Raw genomic sequence first — 25429 nt, forward strand, 5'->3', positions numbered from 1 at the left:
ACGTTTGAAAGAGCATTTATTGAAATCTCGATTTACCTTAAACACTTGATTGAATTCCACAAAAAATAAAGGCTAAATCGCTTAGCATTTTTATACAGTTTATTTAGAAATGATTTGATCCAATCCGCTGTTTTATCCATCAAAGCAAACTTGGGCCAATAATTCATAATTTATAACCAGAAGAAGTTGACACATTAGTAATCCTACTTCTTCTGGTTTAATCCTGCTTATATCATTGAAGATTAAAGAAAGCCCCTCCTTAGTTCCGCATATGAAGAAAGAAACTAAAACCATTTTTTACAGAGGGGCTATTAATCATCTATTACCTTCTTCTAAAAGTAATGCCTGTAATCTTTCCGAAACCTTCCAATTTGGAGTTAAAGACAATTTGTCCGTTTACAGAAGGCACTTCATAGAATTCCAAACTACCAGTACTTCCTGCTGGCTTGGAAGGGTCATTTACTCCCACAATCAACTGGCTACCCACCGGAGAATCAGAGTTAAATTCCATATGGGTGATTTCCCTATCAGCCATGTCCAGCATTTCAATGGCCGTTTTCGTCACTACATCATATTCATAGACCTTATTGCCAATATTGAAAAACAGGTAGCCATAGTCAGGCTGAATGGCAAAATTCTCTGCCTGCTCAAATCCAGGAACTGAGATCTCCTCAAAATAAACCTGCCTGATATTTCTATTCCTTTGAAGCATTTTGGCGATGTGATAAGTCGCTCCATCATTTAAGATCGCAAATGCCTCTCCGTTATTATAGGTGGTATAGGTCATATACACCAAGTCCATTCCTATATTATAATCAAACAAAGTCGCATTATTAGGCATTGTAGCTGACTCAAGGTTATTAAGGCTAAGGTGCCTTACAAATCTTTTATTGTCTTCATCAAAAAAGATGGAGTGGCCCGTAGAGTTGGGCTCTGCGGATATATATTCCGATGCGGTAAAGGTTTCTGTTTCTCCTGTCACCTTGTTGATGGGTGCTCCATAGCTTACTTGGTAAGATCTATAGTAGTAATAGATATTATGATCACTTACCATATAAGCATGGCTCCCTCTCTTTTGATAAATTCTATCAGCTTTCATCTTTTCAGGAAAATCGGATATACCCTCATAACTCAAGCGTAAATCCTCTGACCAATCAAAACTTTCAGGATCTACCTTGGTCGTACCCGTTCCCTCGCTAGTTACATATATACCATATAAGGAAGGATCATAACCGTAACAATACACCAAACCTGGTGCTCCTTCTAATTCTAGGCTAGAACCAGTATATCTCAAAACATCCGGAATCACCATGTACTCTTCATCAATCAAAGATGCCATGTCCAGTCTAGCCTCACCGCCCACATCGCTCATCACTATCCAACCTTCATAAACCGCACTTTTGACCTCTACTTTGAAGTCGGTAATGAATTCCACTCCCGAAGTTTTGTCCAACACCCTATAGTAAGCATCATATTCACCAGGAGGCACTTTCAAATCTACATCCAGGTCTTTCCCATTGCTAAGAATCTCCTTAACCGTAGTAAAAGGTTTAATCAACACCCATTCATACTCATAGCTTTCCAAATCCCCAGATTCGTCCAAGGTAAAAGCAAGATCAGGCTCGATTTTGAAATTTTCACCTTGATAGGCTACATAACTGCTATCAATTCCTGTGACACCTACTTCATTGATGTCCACATACTCATAGTTTCCCAAATCCTCATAACATGATGTGATTAAAATGGGAAGGGCCAATAAGCATAAATATATAATTACTCTTTTCATGTTAATTTTCTTTTAGATATAAACACCCATTTCCATTTCTGTCCCATCTTCCTCATAGATGGTATTGCCCAAGGCCTTTTGTTGATCTAGGTATCTCTTCATCACTACACCAAAATATTGACTTTTAGAAAGTGCGACATCACCCGTATAGATCAAAGGGTCAAAGCCCAACACATCTACCATTAAGAAAAATTTCTTACTAGAAAATTTACCCAAATAAGGTTCAAACCAGTCTTCGGGTTGTTGAAGCACTCCTGAAAGGTAAATATCAAGACCCACATGACTCAGTTGTTCTTGTCCGTAACGATCTACATAAGTGGTCATTTCACTTTTGAAATGTTCATCTGCAAGCAGCTTCAATTTGATCACGACGGTATCTTCAGCGATTTCCTCTGTTTTGATCAATCTGATATCAATAGTGGCAGACACTTCTCCTGCTGGAATAACATGCTCGTTTACAAATTCAAAGTCGGTCCCCTCTTGTGCAGTAGTCCCTTGGCCGAGTTCGACGGTGAAACTTCTGTCTTCATCTGCAACTCTTCCCAATACTTTCACAGGAATACTGATTAAACTATCGGTAAAAGTGGTAGGGACTAAACCTACTGAATAAAATAAGCTGTCCATATTGGGATTTTGGGAAGTCCCCTCGGTGGACATTGGAAAGTAAATACTGTCCTCATTTTGAAAAGTATTTAACTCATCCTCCACACAGCTCCAACACAATACAACCGTTAGTAATAGGAATATATTTAGAATTGATTTTTTCATTGTTGTTAGGGATTTCTAGTTTCTAAACTCTAATTCTGACAATGGTAATGGAACCACATAGGTACTTTCATCCATGGTCTTGTTGGCCGTATTGGAAGAGCCATTTGGTATGGAACTTAAATTGTGTCTCTTGTAATAGAAAAACAATTGGCCTTCTCCAAAGAACTCCTTGCGATACTCCTTCAGAATCTCCTCTTGAATATCCCCCCCTTCGCTTAAGTCCTGTAATCCCCTATTGTACCTAACGGTATTCAAGTAGGCCAAGGCTTTTCCCGGGTCTGTCTCTGCTAAAGCTTCTGCAGCGATATAATACATCTCTGACATCCTGATCAGTCCAAGCATATATTTGAAGCTTGGTGTTTCATTATTAATTTTCCCTGGCTCCTTGTACTTGTTGAAAGTTTTAAAGGAATGGTTGCTGCCCAATACCCATGAAGAATTGAAACGGTAGTCATTTTCGTTATCCTCGAAGGTTTGGTCCAGCCTTCTTGGGCGGGCATAAAGGATTTTATTTTCCTGTAAGTTATTATTGAACAAGCTATTATACCTTCCATACAAACCCATATTGTAAGTACCGAATAGGATCTCGGACGAAAACACCATATCAGGAGCACTAGGAGTAGACAATACTGCCAAAGGATCCGTCCAAGGGAACCATTTACTGCCATTGTCAATCACCCATTCTGCCGCTTCCAAGGCGGTCTGCTCATTGCCCGCATATTGGTTAACCCTGGCTTGCAAAGCTTTTACCGCATATAGGTTCAACCTTAAGCTTCTGAACATATAAAAGGTAACAATTCCACCATCCGGATCTGGAAGCATCTTGCCATTTTCAAGGATTGGATCGTTTGACAAATAGTTTTCTGCCATTTCCAAATCTGCCAAGACTTTCTCCAAGAATAGACTCCCTCCAATTAGCGGCGCCGCTTCTTTTTTGACCTCATCATAATAAGGCAACTGGTAATCATCCAGGCTCACACCCGGAATTCCCCCAAACACCCTCAACATATCAAAATGCAACATAGCCCTCAAGGCATAACACTCTCCTTTTACCAAATCTTCTTCATCCTGGGGCAAAACTCCCGGATATTGATCCAGGCCATCCAAAAGCACATTGATATTCAACATGTTCACATAAGCAGCTGTCCACATACTTTCAAACCTGTTCATCACCGGCGTTTCATCGTAGGCGTAGTTCTGGTACAAGTAAAGTGTTTGATCACTGCTAGGTTGGTCATAGCGCTGCGCCAGTCCTTCTATTACTCCCAAGGTAAGGTCCTCACCATATAACCGATTGTTATTCAGCTCCAGATAAATTCCATTTAGCGCGTTTTGTATCCCTATTTCGGAGGAAAAAACCTGACTTTCCAGGAATTTATCCATGGGTTGTACATCCAAATAACTGTCGCATGAACTGATCATCCATACCGCACAAACCCCAAGTATATATTTTATGATTCTTTTTTTCATGATATAACTTATTTAGAAAGTAGCATTAATGGTAAAGGAAACGGTGCGAGCGAACGGATAGGTTGTTCCACGCTCTACTTGTACCGTAGAGAGCCTGAAGATATCGTTCATGATCGCATTGACCCTCAATCTGCTTAGCCCCATAGTTTTTAGGAAATGACTATTGGCATTCCATTGGTACCCTAAGGAAATGGACTCACCAGTCAGGCTATTTTCTTCCTGTACAAATCTGGAAGACATAGGAGAATTACCCGTTAAGCTGATACTTTTAAATTGGCTGATATCACCAGGCTGTTTCCATCGATCGGTAAGCGCTCGTCTATCCTGGTTTAGTAAAATACCATTTCTGGAAATGTTCTCTACTTTGTTATACAAGGCACTATTGAACACATCTGCACCTAAACGGTACCTCATGTATACGTTCAGTAACCAGCCCTTATAAGATACATTGGTACTTAATATTCCTTGAGAGAATGGTTGGGTATTTCCTACCCTTACGATATCTGCAGGATCATACTCAAAAGTACTTTCCCCATTTTGCTTCAAGAATACTTCTTTTCCGGTAGCAGGGTCTATTCCTAAAGATTGCACTGCCCAGATATCTGTTGGACTGTATCCATCCCGATACCTTACGAGACTATTGCTTTCCAATTCTTCATTATTCAAGCTCGCCAGTTGGTTATCAAATTCGGCATACTTTTGATTGGTAAAGCTTCCCATCCATGCAATCGTCCAAACTACGCTTTCACTTGGTCTGAAAATTGGAGAATAGCGAATATTGGTTTCAATACCTTTGGCATCCATTTTACCAATATTCATCGGATAACCTTTGATTCCTGTAGAAGCAGGTTGGTCAATCACAACGATCAAAGGATCGGTGATTTTTTGGTAGGCATTTAAATACCCGGAAAGTCTATTATTGTAAAGACCAAAATCGATCCCTACACTGATGTTTTGCGTTCTTTGCCATTCCAAATCAGGATTGCCCAAAGAAGTGAGCGAAATGCCCTGACCAAAAATATTTCTATCATTATCAAAACTATATACAGATACTGAGGTGATGTTTCCAAAACTTTGATTGCCTGTCACACCAATATTACCTCTCAATCTTAAGGTACTTATCTTCGAATTAGCTTTCAAAGAGGGTTCATTATGTAGGTTCCAACCAGCTCCTACCGCCCAGAATGGGGAATAGGGATTGTTCCTTCCAAAAGTGGTGGAGCCATCAATACGGTAGGTAGCGTCAAATAAAAACCGCTGATCATAGGCATAGTTGGCACTTACCAAACCATTTACCCTTCTAAAATCCCTGTATGCCGCTGATGGGCTGGAATTTGGCTGATAATTAAAAGCAAAGGCTGGATTGCCCACTGCACCTATAGGGAAACCTACCGCCGTAAATGATTTCCGCTCATTACTTTGGTTTTGAATTTCTACACGACCATTTGCAGTAATACTATGCTTACCAGTCACTTTGGAATAAATTGCCATCAAATTCCCTCGATAAGTGAAAGACGAACTTTGACTATTATTATACCTGCCTTTCTCTAAAAAGTCCGTATTATCAAATGTGGTATTCAGCGGGCTGACGAAAGCTTCCGCTTCATCTTTACCTCCCACCAACTGCCCCATAGCTTGCAACCTAAAGCTCGGGCTAATGTTGTAACGCATCTGAATATTGTTTTGAACCTGTAGGCCTTTGGTCAAGTCAAACTGGTTATCCAAGAGGGCATTGTATAAAGGATTGATTACGTTACCAGAAGTAAGTCCTTGGACATTTCCTTCTTCTAAATACCTGTCCACTCCCCCATCTTCATTGTATTTTCTGAAATAAGGATTGGCGTTAACAAAGTTCGAAAATTCGCCATAAGGTGTTTCCTTAGCTAAAGAACCATTGACAAAAAGCTTGTTGTTGATATTTAACTTTCCCTTTCTATAGATCAAATCGATCGCTCCTTGCCAGGTTTCACGGCCTGAACCCTTCATCACTCCTTGCACATTTCTGTAATTGGCCGAAACCCCGAAACGCAATTCGTCCGTTCCACCATTGGCATAAATGGTGTGGGAATTGGTGAATCCAGTTTGAACCGGTTCTGACAGCCAATACGTATCCACCCCTCTTCTTACTTCTGCCAATCGAAGGCTATAGAGTTTGTCCAAATTAATGGCCTGTGTAGGATCGGGTGCCCCACCAGAATTGAAGGGGACATATCTTCCAGAAAGTCTTTCAAATTCCAGTTTTTCAGCGGCATTCATCATATTATAATCGCTCAAATCTGGTACATCTACTCTGAAATCACCCGTATAGGAAAGTAGGATCTTACCCGCTTCTGGTTTTTTGGTTTCTACTACAATCACACCGTTGGCGGCATTTGAGCCATAAAGGGCCGTAGAAGCAGCATCTTTCAAAATGGTAATGGAATTGATTCTATTGACATCCAAATCCACAATTGTTCTTAGCGTTGTCTCAAAACCATCCAGAATAAATAAGGGCTGGTTTGGATCAGAGCCAAACTCATCACGCAACTCACTGGTTGAAATACTGGTTTTACCTCTTACTTCAATGTTAGGAAGCACATTTGGGTTGGAACCCAACTCATTATTTTCCAAAACCGCAATGGAAGGGTCCAAAGACCTGATGGCAGTGATGGCATTTCCATTGGAAACCTGCTTAAGGTCATCTGTGTCGAAAGTAGCTGCTGCACCGGTGAAGCTATCCTTTTGTCTTTCAACCACCCCAGTAACCACCACTTCGTCCAATCCTGTCACACTGACTTTCATAGACACATTGATTTTGGTCTGGTTTCCGACAAGGATTTCTTGTGTTTCATACCCTAGCAAACGGAAAACCAAAACCGACTCTCCATCCGGGACCAGCAACCTGTATTTACCATCGACATCGGTGACATTGGCCTGAGAGGTACCTTTTAGTTGAACAATCACTCCAGGAAGACGTGCACCCGTTTCATCTTTGACAATTCCTGTTATTTCTTCCATATCCCGCTCGACTTTTGTTAAACCGGTCATCACAGGAGCTGCACTATTGGTAGTATTACTTACTTTTGGTTTGAGTACAATTGTTTCATCTACAATTTCAAATGTTAATTCAGTTGACTTTAATTGTTTGTTCAGTAGTGCTTCTACCGAAATCGACTTTTCATCTACTTTCAGCCCTTTTACAGCTTCGATATCATCAGGGCTATAAAAGAACTGGTAATTCGTTCTCTTTTCTATCTCCTTGATCAGAGATTTGAGCTCAATATTTTTGAAATGAACGTCTTTTAGCACTTGTGAATTCACAGCTGCCGACACATTTACACAAAACACCAAGGTTAGAATAGCAGTTAACTTCATAACTTTTGGCCATAAATCCCCCTTTAAGGGATAATCCTTTAAATTTTTCTTCATAAATTGTTAGTGGAATGTTATTGAACATTTAATTAAACGGGGTGGGGATTGTTGCAGCAATCAACACCCTTTCTTTTTAACTGATAATTAGTTTTTTACCATTTCGTTCTATTTTTATTTTGTTAGTGATTTCCATTATTTCAAGTATGGGATCCAATTCCTCATAGCGGTTAATCCACCCTTCAAAACGAACCTCCTTGAGCCCTTGACTGCTGTACTTTGCTTCGAAATCATACCACCTTGCGAGGTCTTTCATGATGTCTTCTAACCTGGCATTGTTGAAGTAATATTTGCCATCTACCCAAGCAGTTGCTCTTGATGCGTCAATTTCGCTCACTTCAATTTCTTTGGATAGCTTGTTTAATACTCCTATTTCATCTGGGCTAAGCGTGGTTTCAACCAAGCTTTCATTGATGAGTTTAACTTTTCCTTCTACCAAAACGGTTTCTGTAGTAGCTTCATTGGCGTAAGCTTTTACATTAAACGAAGTCCCTAAAACCTGCACTTTCATCCCCTCTACTTCCACATAAAAAGGGCGTTCCTGATCGTGGCTTACCTCAAAGTATCCTTCCCCTTCTAGCTTTACAGTTCTGGATTTATCTGAAAATGCAACAGGAAAAACCAATTTGGATTGGGCATTTAAAAAAACCTTGGTACCATCTGAAAGTCGAAGTTTGTATTCATTCCCTACTCGGGTTTCGATGGTATTAAAAATTTCTTTATCTGCACCCTCACCCTCGTTCTGATAAATCAATTCATCCTGAACAAGCATCAATTTCTCACCAGACTTTTCTTCAATCTGCAAATCATCCTTTTCTTCCAAATTGATCTGGCTGCCATCACTTAAAGTAAGCATTGCCCCATTCCCCCCAGGCATTAGCGAACCAGTCTCATTCCCCACATAATATTGACTATATAAAATCACCCCTAGAGACAAAGGGATTATGATGATAGCGGCCCATTTCAGGGTCATTAGAAAACTGATGCTTTTATTAGGCCGAATACTCTTCTCTATTTTCTGCCATGCTTTTTCCTTGTCCAAGCCAGTTTTTGCGTGTGCTTGAATATCTTCCCAGCTCTCCTTCTCCAATTTGGAAACCAAGTGTTGGTTCATATCAGACTTGTCCCGCCAAGCATGTAATATTTTTAATTCATTGGGTTCAAGAGCATCTTCCCCTTTCAGTTTGCTCTTGGCCAATACCTTTGAAATATCAAATAAATGATTTATCGATTTCATCCTTTAGTTTTAAACTTTATGGAAGCAGTCATTCTAGACCCTTCGCCCTATTAAAACTCAAAACCCAAAAAGTGGGTGAATGATATTTTAAAAAAATTTTACCAAACTGTTAATTTCCTTAAAGAATCTCATGTATTTATCACCAATCCTGTAGGAATCGTATCAAAATTCAACAGAATTTAATTTTAAATTAACTTACATTATTCAATATTTTAAAACATAATAATGCAAATAATAAAAAAATAGAATTTACAGAACGCTTAACGCTATAACACAAATCGATATCCATCTAAAAAAAGGAAGCAATGATATTAAAAAAATTAAAGGTTTTTATTGAGTGAAATGATTTATGGAATCGAAAAGTAATGTCAAGCATTTGACTCCCAGTCCTCCGAAAGGCAGGTACTCCGACTGCATGTATCAAAATGATTTACCTCTTCCAATAACGATCTGTCGATTTTAGATTTCCAAAAGCAGCACTGCTAATACCCCAATGGCCTCTCTAAGATTTTTGTAGGCATTCTTCTTCAATGTTTTCACCGTATTGATAGAAACATTCAATTCATCGGCAATCTCCTGATTTTTTAAGCCATCCAAATGAAGCTGAATAATTTTTCTAGATTGATCAGGCAGTTCCTTAATCCCCTTCTCCAATAAGCGGTAAGTTTCTTCCTCTACCACATTCGCATCATAAAACATCTCCGTAAACAAATCACTTCCCTCAAATAGTTGGTTTTTGCGAGCGTCATTTTTTAAAAAGGTAAGGCATTTGTTTTTTGTAACGGTGTAGAGGAAACTTTTCAGGGATGAATAGGACAGCATGTCCTTTCTGTAATCCCAAACAGTAATGAAAACTTCTTGGACAATGTCCTCTGCATTGTCAAAATCCTTAAGGTATTTATTGGCAAAAAGACATAAGCTATCATAGAACTCATCAAAAAAAGTCCTGTAAGCATCGACATTTCCTTTTCTCAGCTTTTCTATTAACCCACTATCTCTATAGGATGATCTCAATTAACTTATTGAAGTTCAAGGATATTATATTTGATTACAGCCTCGAAAATTAAGACAAAAAAGAGATAAATAAAACCGAACTTATTTAAGACAAAATTTCAAATCTAACTTGATCACTCAAAAACAATCCAATAACTTAACTATTAAAGCATAAAATATTGTATTTATAACACTATACGTAAATAATTGAATTTTTTCATCACTAATATAATTATCGAAAAATATTAAATCATTAGGTTGTTTGGACTAAAATTGCATTTCTCACAAGAAAAAAAGTCAATAATCATGACTGAAACATATGGTATTGTCAAAAAATTATGTGACACTTATTTAAGCAAATAAGCGTGGTCCATTAGACCACGCTTATAAATCAAATAAACCGCATTTAATTTCTTATAAACCATCCACTCTACTTATTAAGACAATCAGGGAGATGGACTTTAACATCATAAATAAAAGATGTTGCTATGCCATTAAGATAGAGACCTTGATTTTCTTAACATAAAGTCTGTTTTTATAAAACTACTTTATCCCAAATGGGGTGATAACTTTTGAAATAATTTTAAAAATTATTCTTTTTTAGAAATCCGAGAACTCATTAAATAAAAGACAGCGTTTCTCTTATCAGCCTTTTATTTTTTCAACAATTCAACCAATTGCTCCTTCAGGCCTTCTTGCGATGGTCTCATGGCATCTGTGGTTACAATATTCCCTTGTTTATCAAAAATCATAAATCTTGGAATCCCTTTGATTTCATAGTTCTTCACCAAGCCAGACTCCCAAGCCTTATCAGCCATCAACTGCACTCCTTTGAGGTCTTTCTCTTTTACAAAATTCTTCCACTTTTGTTTATCCTTTAAGGCATCGATAGAAACACTAAGGAACACAATATCTTCTCCATGAAGCTCTTCTTCCAATTTTTTCAAGGAAGGGATTTGTTTGATACATGGACCACACCAAGTTGCCCAAATGTCCAAGTAAACGACCTTACCTTTAAAGGAATCAAAAGATACCATATTGCCTTCAACATCTTCATATTCAAATTTAAATCCTGGTTGACCGGCTTCAGTAAAATATTTCTTTTCTAATTCTACAATCAAAGCTTTGCTTTCCTCAGAAGTCATATAGGGTCTTGCTATAGCAATCTCTCTCTCAAATTGCCCCCCCTTAAACCTTCTGGTAGAGAAATAATCCCTAAGGAAAACATCCAATAAGGCTGGATCATCAAAGCTTGGAATCATCCCTGAGAGAGGTTTAGAGCTAACTGGCTTTGGGTTCTCTAAAAACAGATAGTAAGTCATGAAATAATTATCCATATAAGATTTACCATTCCACAGCTTCAAAAGATCAGCATCGGTAAATTTCACATCCTTCTCCCATTGTTGATAGAAATCAGGGTATTCTTCAGGGCTGGCATGCATTGTCCTTGGAAACCTGAAAAAAGAAAAAGACTGTTCTTCCAAATCCGTTTGCACAGATAACTTCATCAAGGCATCAAATTGCTCATCGCCCGTATTGATGCGATTTTTAAAGTCTTGGGCTTCATCAATCATTTCATTCTTAACTAGCGGGAAAAACTCCTTATAGGTTTTCACAGAACCCACTCTATTGATATCCAACATCTTTTCAACAGACTTGTTCCAATCAGTCACTAGCTCATTATGCCCTAAGTCTTCACCGGCCAACACATAACCATCTTCCTGAATGGTCACTTTTAGTTCCACTCCACTTTCCAAGTAAAAGCGAAGCATGTGACTATACCTTCTTGGCGCTATTTCTAGATGATAAAATGCTGCTTCATCCACAGGATACATAAAGGCAAACTCTCCCTTCTCATTGGTGCTACTTGTAGCCACTGTCTCCAGTGCTCCATCTACTACTTGCTGAAGTTTGACCTCTCCAAATGGATTTTCAAAATCGACTTTTCCACTAATGATCGCGTATCCTTCAATACCTTTGGCCATTAAGGCTGTTTGGGTCAGTACCGTCAATACGAGCAGTACTTTACAAAATTTCTTCATTTCTGATTTCATTTTTATGTTCAATAATTTTTATATCTCTAAATCTAATTGCATCATCTGTTCACCATACAATACCCTTACTGTAATGCTTCCCGCCGCTTTATCCAAAAGTTGACCGAGACCATCTGACAATAAGTCTTCCGATGTAAAATCGTCTATCATTGTAATTTTGCTCCCCACCTTCAAGCCTTCCCTGTTTGCGGCAGAACCCTGGATCACCTGTTTGATTTCCAGTTCATCATCCTCATTAAAATGCAGTACCATTCCACCAATAGCGAAATCCGAAGGTTTGGCAAAAACTTGATTGGGTTCCATGTAAAGTTTCTTATGCAATCGATCTATCGTCACATGAAACTTCTTGATCAATGCTATCCCAAAAGAACCCGAACTGGTAATCCAATCCTTGTTTTGAGGGTCGTATTGCTGTAATGACACAAGGATATTTTCCATTTTATGGTCTCCGATACGCGCATAGTCTATGTATCCAATTTGGATGGGGGTGGCCATGCCCATACTGTAATTGGTGGAGTGAAAGGCTGCCTCAAACCCATCGGACAATTGTTCCTGCCCAACGTAGGGGCCAAAAAATATCATACTGTATCCAGCTCCTGTATCAAACACCATCTCTGCTGTCAACTCCTCTTCTTTGTTGGCCAAATAATAGCTGATCGGTATCTCAGGCACCCCCGAACTGAAGTCTACATCCAAAACTGCTGCCTCAGGATTGGGCTGAAAAGAATTAAAATCATACAATTCTATCACTTTTCTATCAAAGTCGAATTGGGTCGTATACTTCCGCAAAATTCCTCCTCCAATTAGCCCATCCACCTGACTGTCCATACCTGGAAAAATCACCAGATTTTGCTTGTCCAGAGACAATTCTTCTGCTAGATGGACCGTATTGCCACTGGAGAATTTCACGGTAGTCTTCCCTCCTACGACAGCTGTCTCATGGTCTCTGATATGCTTTACCTGCACTTCTTCTGCCGCCTCTGGACTCAGGGCCATTCCATCAGCCCCTGTATCAAAAATGAAACGTAAGACTTTTTCACTATCATTCATTGTGGCCTTAATGATGATCTTATTGTTTTCCATTACAAAAGGTATGGTGGCCACGAGGCCATGATCAGAATACCGGTCCAAATCATAGAAACCGTCAAAAAGATCGACATAAGTAAGCTGCGCATCTTTGTTAAAAGCCAAATTGGTAGTTATTTCTTCCCCTTTCTCAAGTTGAATTTTCACATTTGCCAGCACCAGCTCCCCATGCTTCTTATTACCTTGAAAAGTAATCGACTCAATGGCGTAATACTGTTTTACAAGGCCTTCCAACAGGTAATTCATTTCATCTCCATCATACACTCCAATCATAAAATCAGGAGCAAGCAGTTCCTTTACAGCTTCTGCATCTCTTGATATCATGGCCTTTTCGAAAGCTCCTACCCCTTGCTCTAGTTGCTTTTTACTTTGCGCAAAGGAAGGAATCACGCTGAATCCCAGGCAAAGGCCTAAGAGGAATATTTTTGTAATCTTTTGAAAACGCATCATTGTAAAACCGGGATCTCTTTGATCAATTCTTTAGGCTGGTATCCGGCCATGCTTCCACTGGCTATTGCCTTCGATAGTAACTCCACATCCTGGGCAGTTAAGTTGCTATCATTATCTTTCAATTGGATTTTATCCAATTCCGATTGTGCTCCACTTGCTTTATCCATCAGGGCCAATATCAAACTGTAGTTATATAGTTGTTCTGCATCAGGCTGCTCCGTCAATACACTTTCTTCATACCATTCCTTCATGGCATTTAGGGTGGCTTCATCTTCAGGAAGATGCTGCAAAACCCCGCTGATTACATTAAAAACCTGATCCCTGCTATCAATATCCAATTTTCTATATTCCTGTAAGTACCAAAGGTGTTGGGGGTCTTCTTTATAATACCTGTTCAGCAAAAAAGGTGTGAAGCGATTGACATCCTTTTCATTCATAAAATCCTTGATAATATTTATGGTGCCTTGTGCACGCTTGATTTGTTTGGCCGCCGCAAACTGATTTATTTGAGAGGTGGCAATTCCAAACATTCTTTTGCTCACAATCCCATAGCCATACTGTTCTCCAAGCGACTCTGCGTTGGTCCAATAGTACTGATCATATTGACCACCTCTTGCAAAGGTGCTCAATACCATAAAAGGAACCTCCTGGTTCCAGTCAGTTTGAGATGCCATATATTGCTTGATCTCCTCCCCATCAAGCTTACGGTTCTGACTGATAAAAAATTCTGAGTAAAAAGCAGGATAATCCAAGTCCAAACTAGGGTCGAATGCTGTAAAATCTCCTTCCTCCGCCTTGACCATCATTTCTTTCAAAGCGCTCACCATCCCATTGACATTTAGGTATCCGGATGCTACATCAAGCACTTTTCCTTCATGATTCAAAAAAACAAAAGAGGGGAATCCTGTCGCGCCGAATTTCCTGCTCAACAAAGCTCCATCTTCTTCCTTGAATACGTCTGACTTAAAACTGATAAAATCAGATTCCAGCAATTTACTTACCTCAGGATGTGGAAAAACCTCTTTGGCCATTTTTTCACAAGGCATGCATCCCTCAAAATAAAGGTCCACAAAAATAAGCTTCTTTTGTTCCTTGGCTTCATCCAATACTTCCTTCCAGCTTCCCTGGAAAAATGGATCCTGGGCATATCCAGAAAATATGACCAGAATAAGGGCCATTAACGTTAAACTAAATCTTTTCATCTTACATAATTGGGTTTTATATTCTCAAAAGGGTATACAAGATTAGGAAAGGACTTATATTTCCCTTCTAGGCAATTCTCAAGGTTTGATCAGTAAAGAAAAAAGGCAGTGAGTTTAAAAAGCCCCTCCCCATAACATCGTCCGTGAAGAAAATGTCAATCAAAAAAATTGGGGAGGGTGCTTTCTAATTACCAATACTTATCTCTCTCTATAAGCAACACTTACAATTTTACCGAAGCCTTCCAGCTCACTATCCAAAGTAATCTGACCGTTTACCGGCGGCACGTTATAGAATTCCAGCTTTCCTGAACTTTCAGCAGGCAATGAGGAATCATTAGAAGCCACCATCAACTGCTTTTCAAAATCAGCGGTATGCGCTCTAGGAAAAGCCAAGTTATAAAATTCAAGGTGCGTCACTTCTTTGGAGCCATAATCCAGCATCTCATAAGCTACCTTAGTAGATAGATCATATTCATAGACTTTTGAACCAATATTAAAGAACAGGAAGCCGAAATCTGGATGAACCGCAAAGTTTTCTGCTTGATCAAATCCATCTACATTAATGGCTTCAAAATACACCTGCTGTAATGTGGTAAAAGTCTGCGCTATACGGGCTATATAATACTGTCCATTATCATTAAGAACTGCCAAGGCCTCCCCTCCATTATATTCGTTATACCCCATATATACTAAGTCCATACCGATATTATAGTCGAACAAAGTTCCGTTAGGCATCAAGTCAGACTCTTCCTTATTGACACCCATATGTCGAAGAAAACGTTTGTTATCTTCATCAAATAAAATGGATTGATCAGCTACAAAGAAAGGATTGACACTAATAAAAGGAGAAGGTGTATAGGGTGCTGCCTCTCCACTGACCATATTGATCGGCACACCATAAGCTATTCCATAAGTTCTAAAATAATAATACACCTTTCCTTCACTTAGCATTAAGGATGAGTTCCCTCCTCTATCGTAGATTTGATCGGCTCTCCAATCTTCAGGAAAAGTACCAGTAGCCTCATAAGTCAACCTTAAATCTTCTGACCATCCAAAAGAATCCGGATCAATTTTAGTAGTTCCTGTGCCCTCACTGGTCACATAGATCCCGTATAGGGTAGGGTCATAATCATAGCAGAAAACCATACCAGGAGCGCCTTCCAATTTCAAGGAAGAGCCAGTATAGTTCAAGACATCTGGAATCACCATATAATCTTCCTCTATTCTAGAAGCCATATCCAATCTCGCTTTACCATTGACATCACTCATCACCATCCAGCCTTCATACACCGAACTGATGACTTCCATAGCAAATTTTGTAGCAAACTGCACCCCTGTAGTCATATCACGCACGCGATAATAACCATTATAAATACCTGGGGCAACTGAAAGCTGAATATCCAGCACCCTTTGGTCACTTAAGAATTTTTCTTTGTCATTTGGCAAAGCCCCTGGCTTTTGTAAAAACCACTCGTATTCATAATTCTCTGGATTATCAGATTCATCCAGAGTAAAGGCTAAATTAGGTTCAATTTTGAACTGTTCTCCTTGATAAGCCACATAACTGCTATCAATGCCCTCAAAATCTATTTCATTGATTTCTTGATATTGGTAGTTGCCCAAATCCTCCATACATGCCGGCAACAAGATGGGGAGTAACCCCAAGCATATGTATATTAATATTTTTTTCATCGTTTGTTTCATTAAAAGTAAGCACCCATTTCCATTTCCGTTCCATCTTCCTCATAAACCGTATTCCCTGCAGCTCTTTGAAGATCCAGATACCGCTTCATCGCCTTTCCAAAGTACATCATTTTGGAAATTTCAAGACGCCCTTTTGAAAATGTAAGTGGATCTATACCCAAAACTTCATTCATCAACATCAATTTTTTCAAAGAAAACGGTCCCAGAAATGGAGCAAACCAATTCTGTGGTTCTGAAACAGTACCAGTCAAGTACAGTTCAAAGTTGACATGGCTTACCTCTATCTCACCAAACTCATTGACATAGTTTTTCATTTCGGTATTGAAATACTCATTGGGCAGTAAATCAAAACCTATCATCACAGTATCCTCTGCGATATCCGGGGTCTTGAACAACCTGATCTGAATGGCTGATTCCACAGCACCAGCGGGAATCACCAATTCATTTTCAATTTTAAAGTTAGTTCCTTCCACCGCTGTGGACTTTTCTGACAATTCCACTGAAAAAGCTCGGTCATAATCCTTTTTATTCCCCATAATCTTCACCGGGATGCTGACCAAGGAATCCGTAAAATCAGCAGGCACCAAACCTACTGAATAATATATACTGTCAAAGGGTATTGCAGGCTCTTCTTTTTTTGAAAAGGTAAAGTAAATGCTGTCTGTGCTACTGGTATAGGTCATCAACTCATCCTCCACACAGCTCCAGCACATCACTATCACTATAAATAGAAATATATTTCGAATTGTATTTTTCATAGTTGTTAGGGATTTCTAGTTTCTAAACTCTAATTCTGATAGTGGTAATGGCACCACGTAGGTATTTTCTCCCATGGTCATATTCGCTGTATTGGAAGACCCATTGGGTATAGAACTGAAATTGTGCCGCTTATAGTAGAAGAACAGCTGTCCCTCACCGAAGAACTCTTTCCTATACTCTTTGAGGATCTCTGCATGGAGGTCTACCCCTTCGCCCAAGTCTTGCAACCCACGGTTATACCGTACTGTATTCAAATAGGTCAAGGCCTTACCTGGATCTGAATCTACTAAAGCTTCAGCTGCGATATAATACATCTCCGACATCCTGATCAGTCCCAGTATAAACTTAAAAGTTGGTGTCACATTATTGATTTTACCGGGCTCTTTGTACTTGTTGAAAGTCTTGAAAGAATGGTTGCTACTCAATACCCAAGAGGAATTGAAACGGTAATCGTTTTCATTGTTTTCAAAGGTTTGATTCAATCTTCTAGGCCTTGCATACAGGATCTTGTTTTCATTTAAACTACTGTTGAAAAGGTTATTATGTCTACCATACAAGCTCATATTGTAAGTACCAAAAAGGATTTCAGAGGAGAACACCATATCCGGAGCATTTGGAGTAGACAGTATTGCTAAAGGATCTGTCCAAGGGAACCACTTACTTCCATTTTCAATCACCCATTCTGCCGCTTCCAGAGCCGCTTGGTCATTGCCTCCATATTGGTTCACCCTGGCCTGCAAAGCTTTCACTGCATATAGGTTCATCCTAAAGTTTCTGCACATATAGAATGTAACCACACCGTCATCAGGATCTGGAAGCATTTTACCATTTTCTACGATTGGATCGTTCGCCAAAAAGCTTTCAGCCATTTCCAAATCCTCCAACACCTGATCCAAAAACAGACTACCTGCAATCAGGGGAGCCGCTTCTCTTTTGACTTCATCGTAGTAAGGTAGTTTATATTGGTCCATGCTCTCACCAGGAATACCACCAAATAACCTCAACATATCAAAGTGTAAAAAGGCCCTCAAAGCATGGCATTCCCCTCTAATGATTTCTTCTTCATCCTGCGGCAAAACTCCCGGATATTTATCCAAACCATCCAGCAGTGCATTGATGTTCAAAATATTCACATAAGCTCTGGTCCATACTCCTTCAAACCTATTCATTACACTTTCCTCTTTGTAGGAGTAGTTCTGAAAAAAGTAAAGAATATAATCATCATTTGGCTGGTTATACCGTTGAGCCAGTCCTTCCACCGCTCCCAAGGTAAGGTCTTCACCATATAACCTGTTGTTATTCAAATCCAGGTAAATTCCATTTAGCGCATTTTGTATCCCTATCTGGGATGAGAACACCTGGTTTTCCAAGAATTTATCCATGGGCTTTACGTCCAGATAGTCTTCACATGAACTGGTCATCCACACCGCACAAACCCCTAGTATATATTTTATGATTGTTTTTTTCATCTTTGTTCGGATTTAGAAAGTAGCGTTTACAGATAAAGAAACCGTTCTTGCAAAAGGATATTGAATCCCACGCTCCACTTGGACAGAGGACAACCTGAAAATGTCATTCATCAGCGCGTTTAGTCTTAATCTTTGTAAGCCGATGCTTTTCAAGAAATGACTGTTGGCATTCCATTGGTATCCCACGGAAATGGATTCTCCAATCAAACTATTTTCTTCCTGTACAAATCGGGAAGACATATTGGTTTTTTCAGTTAAGCTGATCCCTTTAAACTGACTGATATCACCAGGTTGTTTCCATCTTTCAGTCAAGGCTCTTTTGTCTTGGTTAAGCGTGATCCCTTGCGCATTTATGTTCTCCACTTTGTTATACACGGCGCTATTAAAGACCTCTGCACCGATTCTGTACCTTAGGTAAACATTCATCAACCATCCTTTGTAAGAGAGGTTTGTGCTCAAAACACCTTCTGAAAATGGTCTGGTATTACCTACCCGTACGATATCCGCTGGATCATACTCAAAAGTTCTCTCTCCGTTCTTCTTCAAGAAAATTTCTTCGCCCGTGGCTGGGTCAATTCCCAATGACTGGACAGCCCAAATATCTGAAGGACTGTACCCATCCTTATAGCGGACCAAGCTATTACTTTCTTGTTCCTCTTCATTTAATTTGCTGAGCTTATCATCGAACTCATCATACTGATCCACGATGAAATTACCCATCCATCCGATAGTCCATACTACACCTTGCTGAGGCTTAAAAACAGGAGAATATCTGATATTTGTTTCCACACCTCGGGTTTCCAATAGGCCGACATTCAAAGGAAGTCCTACAATTCCAGTAGAGGAGGGTTGATCCAACACCACAATCAACGGATTGGTGATATTCCGATAAGCATTGACAAAACCTGAGATTCTGTTTTTCAAGAAACCGAAGTCAATGCCCACGCTGTAATTCTTGGTTCTTTGCCATTCCAAATTTGGATTGCCCAGGGTAGATAGGGAAGTTCCCTGTCCGAAAATATTGAGATTCTGGAAGTAATCGTAAACCGAAACAGAAGTGATGTTACCAAAGCTCTGATTACCGGTTATCCCCACGTTCCCCCTCAATCTAAGACTACTCAAAACCGGGCTATTTTTCAAACTTGGTTCATTGTGGAGATTCCAGCCAGCCCCTACCGCCCAAAACGGTGAGAAGGGATTATTTCTTCCGAATGCCGTAGAGCCATCGATGCGGTAAGTGGCATCGAATAAAAATCGCTGGTCATAGGCATAGTTGACACTGGCCAATCCATTTACGCGTCGATAATCTTTATAGGCCGCAGAAGGCTTACTGTTTTCCTGATAGGAAAAAGCAAAAGCAGGGTTTCCGACTGCTCCTATTGGAAAGCCTGTTGCTACAAAGCTTTTTCTTTCATTCTGTTCATTTTGTATTTCTCCCCTCAGGTTCCCCGTGATGCTGTGCTTCCCAATCACCTTGGAATATACTGCCATCACATTTCCTCGATACAAAAACTGAGAAGATTGGCTATTGTTATATCGGCCTCTCTTCAATATATCTACACCATCAAACTCCGTATTCAGTGGATTGGCAAAAGCCTCGCTTTCGTTTTTAGCTCCCAGAATCTGCGTCATGGCCTGGATTCTAAAAGAAGGGCTGATATTGTACCTTAACTGCAGGTTATTCTGCACATTCAGGTTGCGTGTTTCATCATATTGATTCTCCAACAAGGCATTATAAAGTGGATTGGGCACACCCGTTTTAGGATAAACAACCAGTCCACTTACAAGCCCCTCTTCCAGGTATTTGTCCACCCCACCATCTTCATTGTACTTTCTGAAATATGGGTTTGCATTGACAAACGTAGAGAAATTTCCATAAGGTGACTCAGTAGCTAAATATCCATTGACAAAAAGCTTGTTGCTGATATTGATTTTTCCTTTTCGGTAATTGATATCCACGGATCCTTGCCAAGTTTCACGTCCTGAGCCTTTCATCACTCCCTGAACATTTCTGTAATTGGCAGAGACTCCAAAGCGCAATTCATCAGACCCGCCATCTGCATAAAGCGTATGGGAATTGGTGAAGCCTACTTGGGTCGGCTCAGAAAGCCAATAAGTATCCACCCCTCTTCTTACTTCGGCAAGCCGCTGATTGTATAACTCATCAAGGGGCAATTGAAATTCAGGGTCTATTGAGTAATAGTCATACCTTCCAGAAAGTCTTTCAAACTCCAGCTTCTCAGCAGCATTCATCATATTATAAACGCTCAAGTCAGGAGCATTTACACGATAATCTCCCGTGTAAGACAGCATGATCTTACCCACTTCCGGTCTTTTGGTTTCGACCACAATGACACCATTGGCCGCTACAGAACCGTAAAGGGCAGTGGAAGCAGCATCTTTCAGAATAGTGATGGACTTGATCCTATTAATATCCAAATCCACGATAGTCTGTAAAGTAGTTTCAAATCCATCCAGGATAAACAGCGGCTGGTTGGGATCAGAACCAAATTCATCACGAAGTTCACTGGTAGAAATACTGGTCTTCCCTCTCACCTCGATATTGGGCATGACATTGGGATTGGAACCGAATTGGTTGTTTTCAAAGATCACTACGGAAGGATCCAATGTTTTCAAAGCCTCTACCGCGTTTCCATTGGTAATTTGCTTTAGGTCAGCGCCAGTAAAAGAAGAAGCTGCACCTGTAAAGCTCTCCTTGTCCCTTTCTACGACCCCCGTAACGATGAACTCTTCCATCCCCGTTACACTGATCTTTAGCTTTACATTGATCTTTTGTTGGTTGCCCACTGGAATTTCTTGGGTTTCAAAGCCCAATAGTCGAAAGACCAAAATGGCATCAGAATCCGGAACCAGCACTTTGTACCTACCATCGGCATCCGTCACATTGGCTTGACTGGCACCTTTCAGCTGAACAATTACTCCCGGCAGGGGTTCTCCACCTTCATCGGTTACCACGCCGGAGATTTCTTCCATGTCACGACTAAAAATTGTAAGACCGTTTTGGCTCGAAAGTGAAGTTGAGTTTTGTGAATGATTGGTTTTGTGCTTTAGTACAATTGTTTCATCTATAATCTCAAAAGTTAAGGGTGTTTGTTTCAGTTGTTTCTCAAGAAGGTCCTCTACCGAGATAACCTCCTCTTTTACGGTCAGGTCTTTGATGGTCCGTACATCATTCAGGTTGTAAAAGAATTTGTAGTTCGTTTGTTTCTCGATTTCCCTAATCAGTTTTTTCAATTCTACTTTCTCATAATTCAAATCCTTAAGGGTCTGAGAAATGGAAGCAGCGGACAAGTTAAAACACAGGGCGAGTGTCAGGATTGCAGTGAGTTTCATGACTTTTGGCCATAAATATCCCCTTAAGAGATATCTCTTTAAATTTTTCTTCATAAATTGTTAGTGGTTTGTTGAACTGTTGTTTGACATTTCAGGGTGGAGATTGTTGCCGCAATCGACACCCTTTTTTTACTTCACGATCAAGGTTTTTCCATTCTTTTCTATTTTTATGTGATTCGTATGTTCTATTATTTTTAACACGGGGTCTAATTCCTCGTATTTGTTAATGTACCCTTCAAAGCGTTGATCCCTTAGTTCTGGGCGGTCGTATACAACTTCAAACTCATACCACCTGGAGAGGTCCTTCAAAATATCCTCTAAGGTGGCATCCTCAAAAAAGTAGAATCCTTCCACCCATGAGGTAGCGCGCTTGGCGTCTACTTCTGAGACATCAAATGAGCCTATTGATTTATCCAAAACCACCTTGTGGTCTGGGGTTAGCAATGCTTGCTCTACTCCCCTTTCATCCACAATTTTCACTTTTCCTTCCACCAAAACCGTCTCAGCAAATCCCTCATCCTCATATGACCTTACACTAAAGGAGGTTCCCAAAACCTGGACTTTCATACCATCCACCGTCACATAGAAGGGACGAGAGGCATCATGACTCACTTTAAAAAAAGCCTCTCCAGAAAGCTCAACCATCCGTTCCTTTTTATCAAAAGCGATAGGAAAGGTCATTTTGGTTAGCGGATTAAGGTACACTTCTGTTCCATCAGAGAGCTTTAACCCAAACTCCTTTCCTATTGAAGTTTCCACAGTGTTAAAAACCTTTTCTTTATTATCACTGTAATCATCTGTATAAACCAGCTTATCCGACTCTTTAGACAGCACCCCCCCTTCAAGTGCGGCTATATTATCAAGCTCTTCCAAGTTTACCTTCTCTCCATTGCTCAGGGTCAACATGGCCCCATTGCTTCCCGGGCTTATGACTTCATCGGCATCGGGACGAAGTAATGAAAAGAGGACAATACCTACAGCCAAGGGAATCAATAGAACAGCCGCCCATTTAACCCACTGGGATTTCGGGGACTTCGTTGACTTCCTGCTGCGAGCGTAGGCTTCCAATCTTTCCCACCCATTTTGCTGGTTGATTGCCAACTGCTCTCTTTCCAAGAGTTCCTCGACAGACTTTTCCTGAAGCTTTGCATATAAGATCCTGTTCTCTTCAGATTTTTTAAGCCAATCTTCCAAAAACAAAAGCTCTTTATCATTGGGCTTATTGTTATTACCTAACTTATGTTTGAGGACAATACGAGCCACCTCGAAAAGTTCCTTCATAGTTTTGCTTTATTTTGTATATAAAACAAGTAACCAAAAAAAACGGGTGACCAAATTGTTAAAAAAGTTTTAAAAAAATGTGATTATTTGATTTTGCAGTATCTTACGCAAGCTCATAACTTCATTTCAACACACTTCCATCAGCTTACCACTTGATTCATCACTATTGCCAAAAACCAGATCAGCATGTCAGATCGAATAGCCTTATAAGCACTCTTTTTTAATGTTTTCACGGTATTCAAAGAAATCCCAAGCTGATCTGCTATTTCTTGGTTCTTCATGCCTTTAAGGTTAAGCCGGACGATTTTCTGGGATTGTTCTGGGAGCTTTTCTATGGATTTGTATAATGCCCTATACATTTCTTCCTCCACTACATTTTCTTCAAAAAATTGCTGGGAAAACAAATAATCTCCTTCTAGAATCCGCTTTCTATTTGAGCTTACACTCAAGAGATTGATGCATTTATTTTTCGTCACCGTGTAGAGAAAACTCTTCACCGTTGGTAAAGACTGAAACTCTTCCCTTTTGTCCCATAAGACCATAAATGTCTCCTGTACTACGTCCTCAGCATCATCTTTATCCCCTAGGTATTTATGGGCAAAGTGACAAAGTCCACTGTAATACCTATCAAAAATCTCCCGGTAAGCAGATACGATTCCACCCCTTAGTTTTTCAATTATTTCAATATCGTCGAAATTTACCCGCAAAGATTCTAATCTGATTACTTTATTAAAGCTGGAGATGATCTTGAAAAATAATGCTTATAAAGCAATTAAGTAAGTTAATTACTTAAAAAAAACGTGTCTCCAACAATTATTACTTAAAAAAATATAAATTATACAATTATCCTTACCTCTTTGCGCTTAGGGTCAATCAAAAAAAGACCAATTGACCTAAAACAATGACATCAACCTCAATCGAAACTGAGGCTGATGTCCAGTTTCAATCAAGTTTTCGCTTTCTGATATTCAGTGCCCTCTTGCTGCTTTTCCTTTGTCGGCTCAATGACGATTACTACGGGGCCCTTAGACGTTTTACTTTCTTTGAGATGGATGAAGTACTCATCTTTATGAACTTCTTCTGGCTCATAAGTAACACTAGGCTCCTTCAAAGAATATACTTTTTCCAATCCAATTTTTGAAGGTGTTTTCACCCTTAAAGCCCCATTCAAAGGTCTATTAAACACAACCATGTAGACCTTTCCGGTTTCTCTATTTTTGGTATAATATCCCCAATCCTGCTTTTTCCAATCAAGGTAACCACAGCCATATATGGCTTCATGGTTTACGTCCATCCAGTCTCCTATTTCAGCTGCCAGTTTGGTTTCTTCTTCCCGAATCGAACCTTGTCCGTCTGGGCCGAAGTTCATCACAAAGTTTCCATTCAATGAAACTGACTTTACCAACATCTCAATCAGTTCAAAACTGGTTTTCACATGGCCTCTCCAATCGGAATGGTATCCCCATTGGTTTTCCGGCACGGTCATCACACAGTCCCAATCATTTCCTTTGGTATCTTCAAAGGTTTCTGGCAGTTTTCGTTCCCAGCCTTGTTCGTAATCCCCCATCAGGTCGCCATTGCTATCAAAATGTCGATTACCATAATCATCCGGGCGAAAGCGGCTTCCAATGATCAAGCCCGGTATTTTTTCTCTCATTTCTGTTTCCAGCTTATCTGCAAAAGCGGCCTGTTCCTTCCATGCCGCATCCCAAGTACCATCAAACCATAAGCCTTTTGTGGTGGGATACAAATCCAAAAGTTCCAAAAGTTGATTTCTAGTGAACTCTTTGAAGCCCTCGTATGCTTCCCTGTCTTCCTCTGTCTCCAATTTACTCCTGTACCCAAGGTGATTCCAGTCCATTACAGAAAAATAGAGGTACACATCAATCCCTTCCGCATCATAGGCCTCCACTAACGGACCAATGATGTCCTTGCCATAGGGTGAATTGGTCACGTCATAATCGGTGTATTCACTTGGCCATAAGCAAAATCCATCATGGTGTTTTGTAGTAATGATCATATACTTTGCTCCCAAGGATTTGGCTTGTTTTGCCCAAGCTCTTGGGTCAAAATTTTGAGGGTCAAATTCCTTGTACAATTCATCATATGCCTCATTGGGCATATCCTTCCAAGAACGAATCCACTCTGCTGCTCCTCCATAATACTTCCCTTCCCAATGCCCACCTGGAATGGCGTATAAGCCCCAATGGATAAATTGCCCCAGACCATAATTTCTCCATGTCTGCATCATCTCATCAGTTCTTTTTCCCAATCGATGAGATCCATGCTCCAAGGCTATTGAGGTTCTAGGTGTATTGTCCGGTGCTTTTTGGGCTATTACTGAACCTAGTCCTGCACCAGTCAATGTTACTGCCAATACGGCACCACGTAAAATGCTTTTCATGTGT

16 protein-coding genes are annotated in these 25429 nt (G+C 39.9%); all 16 read right to left on the reverse strand.

Annotated elements, in window-relative coordinates; translation table 11 throughout:
- Nucleotides 1-322: 322 nt before the first annotated feature.
- Nucleotides 323-1786 (reverse strand): PKD-like family lipoprotein, encoded by a 1464-nt coding sequence (locus tag IFO69_RS03195; protein ID WP_192008181.1) that lies wholly within the window; start codon nt 1784-1786, stop codon nt 323-325.
- A 12-nt stretch (nt 1787-1798) separates the two neighbouring features.
- A complete protein-coding gene (locus IFO69_RS03200; RefSeq protein ID WP_192008183.1) occupies nt 1799-2554 on the reverse strand; it encodes a DUF4843 domain-containing protein in 756 nt (251 codons plus the stop codon).
- A 15-nt stretch (nt 2555-2569) separates the two neighbouring features.
- Nucleotides 2570-4024: a RagB/SusD family nutrient uptake outer membrane protein gene (locus IFO69_RS03205; protein ID WP_192008187.1), complete on the reverse strand. Its 1455-nt coding sequence runs from the start codon at nt 4022-4024 to the stop codon at nt 2570-2572.
- A 12-nt stretch (nt 4025-4036) separates the two neighbouring features.
- The gene (locus tag IFO69_RS03210; RefSeq protein WP_192008198.1) at nt 4037-7432 is read right to left on the reverse strand and encodes a SusC/RagA family TonB-linked outer membrane protein; all 3396 of its coding nucleotides are present in this window, start codon (nt 7430-7432) and stop codon (nt 4037-4039) included.
- 76 nt (nt 7433-7508) lie between these two features.
- Nucleotides 7509-8669 carry a FecR family protein gene (locus IFO69_RS03215; RefSeq protein ID WP_192008201.1) on the reverse strand — a complete coding sequence of 387 codons (1161 nt, stop codon included), beginning with the start codon at nt 8667-8669 and terminating at the stop codon, nt 7509-7511.
- Nucleotides 8670-9128: 459 nt separating this feature from the next.
- Nucleotides 9129-9683, reverse strand: a complete 555-nt coding sequence (locus IFO69_RS03220) for an RNA polymerase sigma-70 factor (protein ID WP_192008203.1) — start codon at nt 9681-9683, stop codon at nt 9129-9131.
- Between the two features lie 632 nt (nt 9684-10315).
- Nucleotides 10316-11704, reverse strand: a complete 1389-nt coding sequence (locus tag IFO69_RS03225) for a TlpA family protein disulfide reductase (protein WP_192008205.1) — start codon at nt 11702-11704, stop codon at nt 10316-10318.
- Nucleotides 11705-11734: 30 nt separating this feature from the next.
- Nucleotides 11735-13252, reverse strand: a complete 1518-nt coding sequence (locus IFO69_RS03230; protein ID WP_192008207.1) for an aspartyl protease family protein — start codon at nt 13250-13252, stop codon at nt 11735-11737.
- Nucleotides 13249-14454, reverse strand: a complete 1206-nt coding sequence (locus tag IFO69_RS03235) for a thioredoxin family protein (protein ID WP_192008209.1) — start codon at nt 14452-14454, stop codon at nt 13249-13251. The genes IFO69_RS03230 and IFO69_RS03235 overlap by 4 nt, the downstream gene beginning before the upstream one ends.
- Nucleotides 14455-14652: 198 nt before the next feature.
- Nucleotides 14653-16146 carry a PKD-like family lipoprotein gene (locus IFO69_RS03240; protein WP_192008211.1) on the reverse strand — a complete coding sequence of 498 codons (1494 nt, stop codon included), beginning with the start codon at nt 16144-16146 and terminating at the stop codon, nt 14653-14655.
- An 11-nt stretch (nt 16147-16157) separates the two neighbouring features.
- Nucleotides 16158-16916: a DUF4843 domain-containing protein gene (locus IFO69_RS03245; RefSeq protein ID WP_192008213.1), complete on the reverse strand. Its 759-nt coding sequence runs from the start codon at nt 16914-16916 to the stop codon at nt 16158-16160.
- Between the two features lie 15 nt (nt 16917-16931).
- Nucleotides 16932-18386 carry a RagB/SusD family nutrient uptake outer membrane protein gene (locus tag IFO69_RS03250; RefSeq protein ID WP_192008218.1) on the reverse strand — a complete coding sequence of 485 codons (1455 nt, stop codon included), beginning with the start codon at nt 18384-18386 and terminating at the stop codon, nt 16932-16934.
- Nucleotides 18387-18398: 12 nt separating this feature from the next.
- Nucleotides 18399-21794 (reverse strand): SusC/RagA family TonB-linked outer membrane protein, encoded by a 3396-nt coding sequence (locus IFO69_RS03255; protein WP_192008223.1) that lies wholly within the window; start codon nt 21792-21794, stop codon nt 18399-18401.
- 75 nt (nt 21795-21869) lie between these two features.
- Nucleotides 21870-23021, reverse strand: a complete 1152-nt coding sequence (locus IFO69_RS03260) for a FecR family protein (protein WP_192008225.1) — start codon at nt 23019-23021, stop codon at nt 21870-21872.
- Between the two features lie 140 nt (nt 23022-23161).
- Nucleotides 23162-23728, reverse strand: coding sequence for an RNA polymerase sigma-70 factor (locus tag IFO69_RS03265; RefSeq protein ID WP_192008227.1), 567 nt, complete (start codon nt 23726-23728; stop codon nt 23162-23164).
- Nucleotides 23729-23967: 239 nt separating this feature from the next.
- A complete protein-coding gene (locus tag IFO69_RS03270) occupies nt 23968-25425 on the reverse strand; it encodes an alpha-L-fucosidase (protein WP_192008229.1) in 1458 nt (485 codons plus the stop codon).
- Between the last annotated feature and the right edge of the window lie 4 nt (nt 25426-25429).

This window comes from Echinicola arenosa (assembly GCF_014841125.1).
GTDB lineage: Bacteria > Bacteroidota > Bacteroidia > Cytophagales > Cyclobacteriaceae > Echinicola > Echinicola arenosa.

What these genes read in the sequence shown, in the direction of transcription:
- IFO69_RS03195 (WP_192008181.1), bottom strand. Translation starts at nt 1,786, where the DNA reads ATGAAAAGAGTAATTATATATTTATGCTTATTGGCCCTTCCCATTTTA.
- IFO69_RS03200 (WP_192008183.1), bottom strand. Translation starts at nt 2,554, where the DNA reads ATGAAAAAATCAATTCTAAATATATTCCTATTACTAACGGTTGTATTG.
- IFO69_RS03205 (WP_192008187.1), bottom strand. Translation starts at nt 4,024, where the DNA reads ATGAAAAAAAGAATCATAAAATATATACTTGGGGTTTGTGCGGTATGG.
- IFO69_RS03210 (WP_192008198.1), bottom strand. Translation starts at nt 7,432, where the DNA reads ATGAAGAAAAATTTAAAGGATTATCCCTTAAAGGGGGATTTATGGCCA.
- IFO69_RS03215 (WP_192008201.1), bottom strand. Translation starts at nt 8,669, where the DNA reads ATGAAATCGATAAATCATTTATTTGATATTTCAAAGGTATTGGCCAAG.
- IFO69_RS03225 (WP_192008205.1), bottom strand. Translation starts at nt 11,704, where the DNA reads ATGAAGAAATTTTGTAAAGTACTGCTCGTATTGACGGTACTGACCCAA.
- IFO69_RS03230 (WP_192008207.1), bottom strand. Translation starts at nt 13,252, where the DNA reads ATGATGCGTTTTCAAAAGATTACAAAAATATTCCTCTTAGGCCTTTGC.
- IFO69_RS03235 (WP_192008209.1), bottom strand. Translation starts at nt 14,454, where the DNA reads ATGAAAAGATTTAGTTTAACGTTAATGGCCCTTATTCTGGTCATATTT.
- IFO69_RS03240 (WP_192008211.1), bottom strand. Translation starts at nt 16,146, where the DNA reads ATGAAAAAAATATTAATATACATATGCTTGGGGTTACTCCCCATCTTG.
- IFO69_RS03245 (WP_192008213.1), bottom strand. Translation starts at nt 16,916, where the DNA reads ATGAAAAATACAATTCGAAATATATTTCTATTTATAGTGATAGTGATG.
- IFO69_RS03250 (WP_192008218.1), bottom strand. Translation starts at nt 18,386, where the DNA reads ATGAAAAAAACAATCATAAAATATATACTAGGGGTTTGTGCGGTGTGG.
- IFO69_RS03255 (WP_192008223.1), bottom strand. Translation starts at nt 21,794, where the DNA reads ATGAAGAAAAATTTAAAGAGATATCTCTTAAGGGGATATTTATGGCCA.
- IFO69_RS03260 (WP_192008225.1), bottom strand. Translation starts at nt 23,021, where the DNA reads ATGAAGGAACTTTTCGAGGTGGCTCGTATTGTCCTCAAACATAAGTTA.
- IFO69_RS03270 (WP_192008229.1), bottom strand. Translation starts at nt 25,425, where the DNA reads ATGAAAAGCATTTTACGTGGTGCCGTATTGGCAGTAACATTGACTGGT.